Genomic DNA, 12,094 nt, shown 5'->3' on the forward strand with positions numbered 1-12,094 from the left:
CTATGGTTTGGTTTTAGAGTTTAGGTTGTGGTCTAATGATTAGGATATAATCTGTATTGTCTATTTCGTACATTCTGAAGGAATTCGCATCAAAGAATACAAGTTTATATTTTAAAGGATTGAAATTGTTAATATGAAACGAAAAGTCATGCTTCAAATCGCTATTGTATGTATCTAACATTCCCTGCGCGGTGATTTTCGGTAGTTTTTTTCCTTGAACTTTAGACTTTCTAGCGATCTCCATCCGTTCTAAAATGAGCTTCTTAAAGGCTGTATATAGATTCTTATTAGAAAAGATTACTTTTTGAGCTTGGTCTCCATAAACCTCATTGATGAAATTGTCTACTTGATGCTCTTTAAACTTGTACGAATCCTTATAAGTTTGGGCATTGATACAAAGCCCTAAAAATAAGAACAGCATACATACATAGATTTTACGCATAATAGTCATGTTTGTATTCTAACATTTATTAATTTGAAAAAGAAGCATTTAAGTTTTCATTCACATAACGCCTCATTCCCTTTATATTATATATAACAACAACGTCTATATAAATCCGACATTGTGTTAAAAAAATTATTTTGAATTGGGGAAAATTAAGAAAATTTTGTGATATTCATCATTCTTTAACACATTTATTTACGGTAGGTTCAATCAAATCATATACAATATTTAGCTATCTTTGCAGTCTTGTTAAATTTTGAAAAACAAAGTTTCAAATTATTAGTATACCAAAGTTTTATATTTTAAATTATTGTTACTTGTTTGAACCTAGTTTTTTCTAAAGAAATACACAATCGATGAAAATAGATAAAGCGCTTGAAGAAGAAATACAAGCCTTAGGAGACGACCACATGATGACCTCTTATGATACGCCATTGCGTAAAGACGCTTTTGACTTGAGTGACGAAGAAAAAATGAATAGCATCCGTAAAGATGTTGCTAATATTATGCAAACTTTGGGACTGGATATGACTGACGACAGTCTCAGCGGAACACCGAATAGAGTTGCCAAAATGTTTGTAAAAGAAATTTTTGGCGGATTGCATCCTGATAGAAAACCAAAAGCTTCTACATTTGATAATAAGTATAAGTATAATGAAATGTTGGTAGAAAAGAACATTACGGTCTACTCTACCTGCGAACATCATTTACTTCCTATTGTTGGAAGAGCGCATATTGCGTATATTTCCAATGGAAATGTCGTTGGACTTTCCAAAATGAATCGTATTGTTGATTATTATGCAAAACGTCCGCAAGTACAGGAGCGTTTAACCATCCAAGTAGTGAGAGAATTGCAAAAAGTTCTCGGTACTGAAGATGTTGCCTGTGTTATTGATGCCAAACACTTATGTGTCAATTCGCGTGGAATCAGAGATATTGAAAGCAGTACGGTGACGGCAGAATTTGGCGGAAAATTTAAAAATGAAAAAACACGCTTAGAATTCCTAGATTATATTAAATTAGATACGAAATTTTAAACCACAATTTTTTATCAAATCCCATGAAATTATATCAAGAACAAGAACTTAAAATATACAACTCCCTTACCAATCAAAAAGAAGTATTTAAACCTATAAATGAAGGTCATGTGGGAATGTATGTGTGCGGCCCTACAGTGTACAGCAATGTGCATTTAGGAAACGTACGTACGTTTATGTCGTTTGATATGATTTTTAGATATCTAAAACATCTCGGATATAAAGTTCGCTATGTGCGTAACATTACCGATGTTGGGCATTTGGAAAATGATGCTGATGTTGGAGAAGATCGCATTGCCAAAAAAGCACGTTTGGAAGAGCTAGAACCTATGGAAATTGTACAACGTTACACCGTAGATTTCCACACGATTCTACAAAAATTCAATTTTCATCCGCCAAGCATTGAACCGACAGCAACCGGACATATTATTCAACAAATTGAAATTGTAAAGGATATTATGGACAAAGGTTTTGCGTATGAAGTGAATGGTTCTGTGTATTTTGATGTGCTAAAGTTCAATGAAACCCACGAATACGGAAAATTGAGCAAACGCAAAGTAGAAGATTTAATTCACAATACACGTGTTTTAGATGGGCAGAGTGACAAAAAGAACCCACAAGATTTTGCCCTTTGGAAAAAAGCGGAAGAAAATCACATCATGCATTGGCCATCGCCTTGGAGCGAAGGTTTTCCTGGCTGGCATTTGGAATGTACAGCGATGAGTACAAAGTATTTAGGCGATCATTTTGATATACACGGTGGCGGAATGGACTTAAAGTTTCCGCATCACGAATGTGAAATTGCACAAAATGAAGCGTCTAAAGGAACGTCGCCAGTAAATTACTGGATGCATGCCAATATGTTGACGCTGAACAAAAAGAAAATGGCGAAATCGACAGGTAATAATATTTTACCTGGCGAAATTTTCTCTGGAGACAGCAAACACTTATCTAAAGGATTTGCACCAAGTGTTGCCCGTTTCTTTATGATGCAAGCGCATTACAGAAGTATTCTCGATTTTAGCAATGATGCATTGTTAGCTTCTGAAAAAGGATTTTACAAACTCATGGAAGCTATGAAAACCTTGGATAGTTTGGAGCCTATGGGCGATAAAACTACGTTTAATCTTTCGGTGTGGAAACGCAATTGCTACAATGCATTGAATGACGATTTTAATACACCCGTTTTAATTGCAGATTTGTTTGAAGCGGTCAAATTCATCAATCAGTTGAAAGATGGAAAAGCGACTGTTTTGCCAGAAATTTTGGCGGAATTGAAAAATTGCATGCATGCATTTGTCTTTGAAATTTTAGGACTAGAAGCACAAAACGGAACTGATGATGATGGCGATGCGCTTTCTGGTGTTGTTGAATTGTTGATCAATTTGAGAAACGAGGCTCGTGCCAACAAAGACTTTGCGACTTCCGATAAAATTAGAGATGAATTATTAGCCTTAGGCATTCAGCTCAAAGACGGAAAAGAAGGTACTTCGTTTTCGCTTTCGTAGCTAACTTATAAAACGATCGTTATTAAAAAGATACTCATATATCCTTTTTTACTCATCATCCGTTTTTACCAAGCGGCAATTTCTCCGTACACACCAGCAGCGTGTCGCTATACACCAACCTGTTCGCATTATACTGCGGAAGCATTGAAAAAACACGGTTTGTTTCGCGGTGGATGGTTAGCCATTAAACGCATATTTAGTTGTCATCCATATGGAGGAAGTGGCTATGATCCTGTACCAGACGAATTCCCGAAGAAAAAATAATTTTTTTTATACCGTAAATACAGAATTTATATGTCCAAGTAGAGAATCAAAACAAGTTTCTCCAAAATAACATTCCTTTCACATTTCCATTCTTTGATTTCCGTTTGGTTTGTCTATATTTACATTTTATAAATTATACCACTCATGCACCTACTCAGCATCAACTGGAATCCTAGCGAAATTTTATTTACTTTAGGTCCCATTCAAATTAGATATTACAGCTTAATGTTTATCATCGCATTTAGTTTGGGATACTACATTACGAAACGGATTTATGACAATGAAGGCATTGAAATCAAATATTTGGATTCTTTGTTTATGTACGCGGTAGTAGCAACACTTTTAGGAGCGCGTTTGGGAGAAGTTTTCTTTTACAATTGGCCGTATTACCAAGATCATTTGATAGAGATTTTATTACCGATTAAGGAAGATGCAAATTCTACTTTATTTGGCTTCATTGATGGCTATAAATTTACAGGATTTGCAGGTTTGGCAAGTCACGGAGCAGCCATTGGAATTATTGTTGCCATGTATTTGTATCGACGAAAATATCAATACAAATCGTTGCTGTGGATTTTAGATAGAATTGTCATTGCCGTAGCTATTGGTGGTGTTTTTGTGCGAATTGGAAACTTCTTCAATTCTGAAATTGTTGGAAAATATACAGGTTCGGATTTTGGTGTGGTTTTTTTAGGAAGAGGAGAAACACTACCACGACACCCTGCACAATTGTATGAGGCTTTTTGTTATGTGATTGTATTTGCCATTTTATATTATACTTATTGGAAAACAGACAAGAAAAACAAAGAAGGATATATTTTTGGCTTGTTTTTAGTACTGCTTTGGACAGTTCGTTTCTTTGTAGAATTTGTAAAAAAAGCACAAATACAAGAACGTGAAGAATGGCTATTACTGACAGGACAATGGTTGAGCATTCCGTTTATTATTGCTGGATTGTATTTTATGTTTAGAAAGACCAACGATGCTGACACAAATGCGAAATCACCTAAAACCGTAGCTTCCTAATGAAAAAGTTTTTTGTATTTCTTTTGGTAGCAACAACACTTGTTTCTTGCAAAGAATCTGCAAGCAACAAAACCGTTAAAACCGCTGACATCAAGTTTACCAAAGAAGGTGAATTGACACTTAGCAAAGCTGACGGAACTACAATTGCAACCCTTAATATTGAGTTTGCTGAAACCAATTACGAACGCGAAACTGGATTGATGTATCGAAAGTCTATGGACAATAATCAAGCCATGCTTTTTATCTTTGACTCTTCCTTACCACGAAGTTTCTATATGAGAAATACGTACATTCCTTTAGATATTATTTATTTGGACGAACACAAAAAAATAGTCAGCATTCAGGAGAATGCACAACCTTTAAACGAAGAAGGATTGCCTTCTGAAAAACCTGCGATGTATGTATTGGAAGTCAACGCTGGTTTAACGGCGAAATGGTCGCTAGAAGCTGGTGATCGTATGACGTTTCAAAAGTTGTAACAATTGATCTTTTCTTAGTTTCATCAAAAATATATAGATGAAAAAAGACCTTTCTTATAAGATTTCTTCGCTCATTTTTGGACTCGCCATTACGTTTGGCATTTTTCTTTTTGGAATGCTTGTAACTTTTATTTCCTACAATGAAACCACAGGTTTTATTGCTGCATTCCTTCTATGTATCATGACTATATTGTTTATAATTCCCTATGCAAGATTCAAGTATGTAACGATCGGAATTTGTATTGGCTGGATGATTTTACTAGGCTTTTTAGGGTTTTCTTTGTATTCGCTTTCGCAACTTCATTAAAATAAGCATAAAAATTACAGTTAGTTAATAGTTTGATTTTCTCGTAGTGCTATTTTATTTTTAAAAGTTACTTGGCGTCAGTGTTTGTAAAGATGCTACTATTCCTGCTAGTAATAATCACAAAGTAAACATCATAAAAAAAGAGGCTATCTTAAAAGTTACAATTTCGTCAAACCGAACTTGTAACTTTTAAGACAACCTCTTTTGTATATCCAACAAAAGTGAATCTATCTAGATTATGCTTTTGTTTCTTCTTCTAATCCTTTGTTGATATCACCTTTTTTGATGGTATCATACATAATTGGTGTTGCAATGAACATCGAAGAATATGTACCCACAATGACACCGATAATTAAGGCGAACATAAATCCTCGGATAGATTCTCCACCGAAAATAAAGATTGCCAATAATACTACCAACGTAGTTAACGATGTATTCAAGGTTCTACTCAACGTACTGTTTAAAGCGGCATTTACCACTTTGCTTAGTTTCCAGCTTCCTTGTTCATTCATAAACTCACGAATTCTATCAAATACAACCACGGTATCATTCAGCGAGTATCCAATTACGGTTAATATTGCCGCAATGAATGCTTGGTTGATTTCCATGGTAAATGGTAAATATTTCCATGCCAATGAGAAGATTCCTAATACGATTAATACATCGTGGAATACTGCCGCAACCGCACCTAAAGAGAATTGCCATCTTCTGAATCGTAATAAGATGTATAAGAATACCACTACTAATGAACCTAAGACTGCCCAGAAAGATGCTTTCTTAATATCATCTGCAATGGTTGGCCCTACTTTGATCGACTGCATGATTCCTACTGCCTTATCCTCTGCTCCATCTACAAATCTGTCATACGTCATGTCTTTAGGCAAGTACTTCCCTAAACCGCTGTGTAATTTCTTTTTAATGTCGTCATCTACTTCGGTTCCTGTTTCGTCTACTTTGTAGTTGGTGGTAATTTTTAACTGATTGTCATCTCCAAACGTTTTTACTTCTAAAGAAACTGCGTTTTCACCGTCTACAAATACATTTTGTAACGAAGTTTTTACATCTTGTGGACTTATAGTATTTTCAAAACGTACTTGATACGAACGTCCTCCCACAAAGTCAACTCCTTGGTTTAATCCGCTTCCAAGCGTAATAGAATACAATCCAATCGCAATAATAATTCCTGAAATGATGTATGCAATTTTGCGCTTATTCAAGAAGTTGATCTTCATGTTTCGGAATAAGTTTTTCGTTGCTCCTGTAGAGAACGCTAAGTCTTTTCCTTTGGCAACATACCAATCAATTAATAATCTTGTAATGAAGATCGCTGTAAATAGTGAAGTCGCAATACCGATTAATAAGGTTGTTGCGAAACCTTTAATTGGACCTGTTCCGAATAAGAATAAGATCAAGGCTGTTAAACCAGTGGTAATGTTCGCATCAAAAATAGAAGACATCGCTCCTTTCCAGCTAAATGCATGGTTGATGGATTCTTGCAATGATTTTCCTTTGGCAAGTTCCTCTCGAACTCTTTCAAATAAAAGTACATTCGCATCCACCGACATACCAATGGTTAATACGATACCGGCAATTCCAGGCAATGTTAATACTGCTCCTAAGTTTGCCAATACACCAAAGATTAACAAGATGTTAAACGCCAAGGCAACATCGGCAAATAAACCAGCTCTACCGTAGTAGAATACCATCCAAACCAATACCAATCCTAAAGCGATTAAGAACGACATTAATCCACTGTCAATAGCCTCTTGTCCTAAGGATGGACCTACTATTTCTGACTGTAAGATTTCTGCTTGTGCAGGTAATTTACCAGCTCTTAATACGTTTGCTAAATCCTGCGCTTCTTCAATGGAGAAGTTACCAGAAATTTCAGTGTTTCCTCCTGAGATTGCACCACTAGTTACCGATGGTGCTGAGTATACAATATTATCTAAAACAACAGCAATAAATCCTCTTTCTTCAAATACTTCACCGGTTAGTTTTTCCCATTGTTTTGCACCAATACCATTCATCTGCATGGTTACGTTTGGCTTTCCATTGCTCCCATAGCTTTGTTGTGCACCATCAACTACATCACCTTTCATCTGTGGCGTAGCCTCTTTTCCTTTGCGCTTTCCGTTTAATGCATATAATTCAATAGTCCCTTGAGGGCTTACTGTTTTTCCAAAAGCAAAACTTACCGTACGCAAGTCTGCTGGTAAAATTTGCTTTAATATTGGATTTGATAATAATTTTAAAACTTCCGCTCTGTTTTCTTCTTTAGCAATCGCAATAACACCACCGCCAAGGTTTTGTGCTAGTGAAATTTTATCAAATAATGGATTTACAACTTTTAATGAATCTTCTTCTGTAGAGGTTAATAAATCGGTTTGATCATCATTTTCTTCTGTTGTTTCTTTTTCTACAGCAAACTCAGGAAGTTCTTTCAATTTCTCATTCGCACTTACTAAATACGTTGTCAAAGCAGCTGTATTGTTGTTTGTTTTCCAAAATTCTAATTCCGCAGTCGTTTGTAATAATTTTTCAATACGAATTACATCTTTTGCGCCTGGCAATTCAATTAAGATACGTCCAGAAGTTCCCAAACGCTGAATGTTTGGTTGTGTTACTCCAAATTGGTCAATACGTTTGTTCAGTACTTCTTTCGCCGAAACGATTGATTGATCTACTTTTCTACGCAATACATTTTGCACAACAGCATCTTCCGTGTTGAATGTATTTTCTTTTAGCTCTTCCTGTAAAGAAGCTGTGTAAAATAAACTAGGATCTGCCAATTTTAATCCAGCAGGTTTTAATTCGTCAAACGCTCTAAAGAAAGATTCTAAGTAATCTTCTTGTGCATCTTTTTGAAGCTCATCAGCTCTGTCTAATGCTTTTTTGAATGTTTCGTTGTCTGTATCATTGGTCAATCCTTTTAAGATATCACGAACAGATATTTGAAGAATTACGTTGATTCCTCCTTTAAGGTCAAGACCTTTGTTCAATTCTTTTTCTTTGGCTTCACTATACGTAAATTTTGTAAATCCGAAGCTGATAGGCTCTTTTCTATCAATAGAGTCTAGGTATGTTTTTTCTATTAAAGCCCTAGCATCTGTATTTTCTTTGGTTTCTACACCATCTGTTGGCTTTGGCATTTGCGTGATTGCATATGCTTTGGCGTCATTTTCAATTTTATTCGTAATAAATGTAAACGATAATTGATAAATACTTACCAATCCGAATAAAATAGCAAATAATTTTACTAATCCTTTGTTTTGCATTTTTAGTGTTTTGTGTCAAATTTTTGAGCAAGTACTATTAGTTTGTCGCTACTTTTGACCATTGTTTTTGTTTGTAATTTTACTATGATTTGAAGTGTTTTCTGAGATCATCTAAAAAACACTGTGCACATATCATTGACTGAATTTTCAGATTTTTGACATGTATACGATATGATACTTTCCTAAAAAGTATCGTGTATTGTATGATTTGAAACTTATATTAGTGAAGTTGCAGAAGGTCCTGCGCGTACATCAGGAATTTCGTAAGCTATGTGTTCCTTGTGAATTACCGTATCACCAGAGATTGTATACGTGAATTCAATAGCAAGTATATGATAATCTCCTTCTATAAACGAGCTTGCTTTGGCAAACGAGTTTGGGGTAGGAGATTTGTCAAATTCTTTATGTAAGTCTAGAATGTACTTTCCGTGCGCTCCTCCGAAATAGGAATCGGAAGTAGATTGCAATTCGTAAATGTCAATTTTATACTGATCAACATTTGCATAAGCTTTCAGATATACCTGTTGCTCTTCTGCAGGTATTGTTGGCAATTCATCGTTTGCTAACAAGCCTTTTTCAACCAAAAATTCTTTGATGGTGGCAACAGCATCTTCACTAAAATATGCTATTTTGAGTGTTTGCGCAGTACGTTCGCGTACTTGAATGTTTTCTACACCAACATTTTCTAGTTGTTGTTTGATTGCTTGAATTATGAGTGTAGCATCTTGCGTAACTGCAACATTGTCAGAAAATTGAAGTTCAATTTCTTGATTGGGCGCAGGCGTTTGCTCTTTGTAAAAGCCAAAGAGAATCGTTAAGATTAATAAAGCACTAAAACACTTTTTTGCAATCATCCGCCAAATATAAAAATAAAGAGGAGACAAACGTAATCTTTTAGCATTTAATTTTACTTTAAGTAGTTGAATGTTATCCTACTACTTTGATACACTTTTAGTACGATAAAAGGCTTTCTACTTTGATAATTTCCATTTTCGGAATGCTTCCTAAACGAATTGCATTTGCTAAAATAGTAGCTTCTTCTCTAGTAAAGTTTCCTGCCATTTCCGTAAGACCTCCTGTAATTCCTCCTGTGGAAACTGAGGGAGCTACATAGACTTCATCATCCATAACAACCGCTATATTTCCGCGTGTTTCATAGGCATGTTGCGTTATTTGTTCCCAAATCTTGGCACCTTCGTCATCCATTTGAAGCGTAATAACGTATCCATCATGATACGATGCCTTTTTTGCAGTAGCATCTACAACATAGCTTCCATCTAGTGCAGGACTGCCATCTTTATTGACATAAACTACATATATATCATAATTTATTTTGTGATCTTTTTTTCCAAGCAGAAATTTGATATACTTTTTTTTACCTTCTAAATAAAAAGGCTCTTTTTTCAATAACGGCTGTATTTTTTCTACGTTTTCCACTGTAATGACTCCAAAAACAGGTCCTGAAGAGTGTAAAAAAGAAATTCCAAAAAGTGCATCCGTATTCGCATGTTTTCCATTTTCTTTATCATTAAGATGATTGTTACTTGCCATACGATCTTCCGTTTTGAGTAAGTATTTGTGTAGTATTTCTTTTTCCAAACACACCTCAAAAAACTCTAATTTTCCTCTCACAGAAAACCCTTTATCCAAAGTTTTAGGCTTTACGTTTCCAGCATAATTAAACGTGATTTTTTGATCTTCCTGCTCTGTAATGACTACATTTTCTGCTCCATGTGACTCCAAACGCCTTTGAATATTTTTAATCGCACGCTGTTTTTCTTCTTTCGATATTACTTCTTGTATTTCAATTTGAATACTATGTGTTGGTGCTTTTGACGCAGTTTCACACGCTGTAAAAAGACATGCCAGCAAAAGAAACGCTAAGTATTTACTATATTTTCTGTACATAAGGAATGTAATTTTTGAATTAACTAACAAAGGCTACAATGTATTGCAGCCTTTGTTATTCTGTTTTAAAAATACAATTTATTGTTCTTTCATATTTTTGTAACCTTCTGGTGGCGTAACATTGAATAAATCAGAAGAAACTGATTGCTTTTCAATTTTAGTCACTTCCGTGGTAATTTTCATATCAATCCCCATTTGGTTCATTTTCATTACCATAAATAAAGGAAATCCTTTTAATTTCCCTCCTAAAGTGGCTGTTTGCTGGCTTGGTGCTTCAATAGCTTCGGTAGTATACATCACCATATCAATCGTGACTCCGTCTTTTGTAATAGAAGTTATATACTGGTGACATTCGTATCCTAGTACTGTTTTCGTTTCACTTCCTTTGGTCACTTTGATATTTTTTAAGTCTTCCTCTGTTAATGAAATATCTTCTAGTGTGTACATTTTCCCTAATGCGGGATTGTCCATCAACATCAACATTTTTTTCTCCTCTGAATTGATAACTGTAATGATATTACCAGACATTGGGTTGTCTAATTCTGATCTAGAACTTGCACCTTTAAATAAGGTTGTTGTCTCCATTTTCCCCATCATTTCAAGTTGTGCTTGTACTTGCTCGTTATCAGTAGACATTGTTTGTTTAGAAATAATTTTTCCTTCTGATATTTTTTCTTGTGCAGAAATCATTACACTAAATGCCAATGCTGCCAATACTAATATTTTCTTCATCTTTTTACGTTTTTGTTTAATTTCAAACTATATAGTTTGTATCCAAGCTCACAAATATGTTACATTTTAGCGGATATAAAAAAACCTCAACGCAATTCGCGATGAGGTTTTTCTCTGATTTTATGAAATAAGACTTATAGTTCTAAAAGTCCGTTTGTTTTTTTAACACCTTCTGCACTTGTGGCTAAATGCGCTTTTTCTGCGTCGCTTAATTCAATTTCCACGATGCTTTCGATTCCGTTTTTACCTAAAATTACAGGAACTCCGATACATAAATCGTTTAGTCCGTATTCACCTTCTAATAAAGATGAGCAAGGGAACATTTTCTTTTGATCGCAAGCAATTGCCTGAACCAATCCTGAAACTGCTGCTCCTGGCGCGTACCATGCAGACGTTCCTAATAATTTTGTTAAGGTTGCTCCACCAACTTTCGTATCTTCTTTTACTTGATTTAAACGCTCTTCCGATAAAAATTCTGAGACTTTGATACTGTTTCTTGTCGCATGTGCTGTTAATGGCACCATTCCTTTATCACTATGTCCACCAATCACCATTCCGTCTACGTCAGAAATTGGCGCTTCTAATGCTTCTGCCAATCTGTATTTGAAACGAGCACTGTCTAATGCGCCGCCCATTCCGATGATTCTGTTTTTAGGCAAACCTGTAGTTTTGTGCACTAAATACGTCATGGTATCCATTGGGTTACTTACTACGATAATGATGGTATTTGGAGAATGCTCAATTAAACTAGCAGAAACTGATTTTACAATTCCGGCATTGATTCCGATGAGTTCTTCACGCGTCATTCCTGGTTTACGTGGAATTCCAGAAGTAATCACACAAATATCACTACCAGCTGTTTTAGAGTAGTCGCTTGTACTTCCTGTGATTTTTGTATCAAAACCATTCAAAGAAGCGGTTTGCATTAAATCCATAGCTTTCCCTTCAGCATATCCTTCTTTAATGTCTAATAAAACGACTTCTGAAGCGAAGTTTTTGATAGCAATATATTCTGCGCAACTAGCACCAACGGCTCCTGCTCCTACAACTGTAACTTTCATATTTTTTATATTTTATTTGATGTATTGTTTAAAGCTGCAAAGTTCTTAT

Annotated in this window: 12 protein-coding genes; 6 read left to right on the forward strand and 6 right to left on the reverse strand. The window is 35.2% G+C overall.

Features of this window, described 5'->3' with window-relative positions; all coding sequences use genetic code 11:
- Positions 1 to 13 precede the first annotated feature (13 nt).
- Positions 14 to 442, reverse strand: a complete 429-nt coding sequence (locus tag KORDIASMS9_RS22160) for a hypothetical protein (RefSeq protein ID WP_162820116.1) — start codon at positions 440 to 442, stop codon at positions 14 to 16.
- A gap of 359 nt (positions 443 to 801) precedes the next feature.
- Here KORDIASMS9_RS22160 and folE point away from each other — a divergent pair, with 359 nt between their 5' ends.
- From folE to KORDIASMS9_RS22190, 6 genes are all read left to right on the forward strand, one after another.
- Complete coding sequence (folE, locus tag KORDIASMS9_RS22165) at positions 802 to 1,482, forward strand: GTP cyclohydrolase I FolE (RefSeq protein WP_114904948.1); 681 nt, start codon at positions 802 to 804, stop codon at positions 1,480 to 1,482.
- Between the two features lie 23 nt (positions 1,483 to 1,505).
- On the forward strand, positions 1,506 to 2,990 hold the full coding sequence (gene cysS / locus KORDIASMS9_RS22170) for a cysteine--tRNA ligase (protein WP_114904949.1): 1,485 nt from the start codon (positions 1,506 to 1,508) through the stop codon (positions 2,988 to 2,990).
- 21 nt (positions 2,991 to 3,011) lie between these two features.
- Positions 3,012 to 3,254 carry a membrane protein insertion efficiency factor YidD gene (gene yidD / locus KORDIASMS9_RS22175; RefSeq protein WP_114904950.1) on the forward strand — a complete coding sequence of 81 codons (243 nt, stop codon included), beginning with the start codon at positions 3,012 to 3,014 and terminating at the stop codon, positions 3,252 to 3,254.
- Between the two features lie 144 nt (positions 3,255 to 3,398).
- Positions 3,399 to 4,280, forward strand: a complete 882-nt coding sequence (gene lgt, locus KORDIASMS9_RS22180) for a prolipoprotein diacylglyceryl transferase (protein ID WP_114904951.1) — start codon at positions 3,399 to 3,401, stop codon at positions 4,278 to 4,280.
- Positions 4,280 to 4,759, forward strand: a complete 480-nt coding sequence (locus KORDIASMS9_RS22185) for a DUF192 domain-containing protein (RefSeq protein ID WP_114904952.1) — start codon at positions 4,280 to 4,282, stop codon at positions 4,757 to 4,759. Before lgt ends, KORDIASMS9_RS22185 begins: the two co-directional genes overlap by 1 nt.
- A gap of 37 nt (positions 4,760 to 4,796) precedes the next feature.
- Positions 4,797 to 5,066 (forward strand): hypothetical protein, encoded by a 270-nt coding sequence (locus KORDIASMS9_RS22190; RefSeq protein ID WP_114904953.1) that lies wholly within the window; start codon positions 4,797 to 4,799, stop codon positions 5,064 to 5,066.
- Between the two features lie 236 nt (positions 5,067 to 5,302).
- Here KORDIASMS9_RS22190 and secDF read toward each other — a convergent pair whose 3' ends face one another.
- The 5 genes from secDF to mdh form a co-directional block, all read right to left on the reverse strand.
- On the reverse strand, positions 5,303 to 8,344 hold the full coding sequence (gene secDF, locus KORDIASMS9_RS22195) for a protein translocase subunit SecDF (RefSeq protein WP_114904954.1): 3,042 nt from the start codon (positions 8,342 to 8,344) through the stop codon (positions 5,303 to 5,305).
- Positions 8,345 to 8,559: 215 nt separating this feature from the next.
- On the reverse strand, positions 8,560 to 9,198 hold the full coding sequence (locus KORDIASMS9_RS22200) for a hypothetical protein (RefSeq protein WP_114904955.1): 639 nt from the start codon (positions 9,196 to 9,198) through the stop codon (positions 8,560 to 8,562).
- 97 nt (positions 9,199 to 9,295) lie between these two features.
- Positions 9,296 to 10,252 carry a hypothetical protein gene (locus KORDIASMS9_RS22205; protein ID WP_114904956.1) on the reverse strand — a complete coding sequence of 319 codons (957 nt, stop codon included), beginning with the start codon at positions 10,250 to 10,252 and terminating at the stop codon, positions 9,296 to 9,298.
- Positions 10,253 to 10,330: 78 nt separating this feature from the next.
- Positions 10,331 to 10,984 carry a DUF4412 domain-containing protein gene (locus KORDIASMS9_RS22210; RefSeq protein ID WP_114904957.1) on the reverse strand — a complete coding sequence of 218 codons (654 nt, stop codon included), beginning with the start codon at positions 10,982 to 10,984 and terminating at the stop codon, positions 10,331 to 10,333.
- 134 nt (positions 10,985 to 11,118) lie between these two features.
- Positions 11,119 to 12,045: a malate dehydrogenase gene (gene mdh / locus KORDIASMS9_RS22215; protein ID WP_114904958.1), complete on the reverse strand. Its 927-nt coding sequence runs from the start codon at positions 12,043 to 12,045 to the stop codon at positions 11,119 to 11,121.
- Positions 12,046 to 12,094 lie beyond the last annotated feature (49 nt).

Origin of the sequence: Kordia sp. SMS9 (genome assembly GCF_003352465.1) — a bacterium.
Classification (GTDB): domain Bacteria; phylum Bacteroidota; class Bacteroidia; order Flavobacteriales; family Flavobacteriaceae; genus Kordia.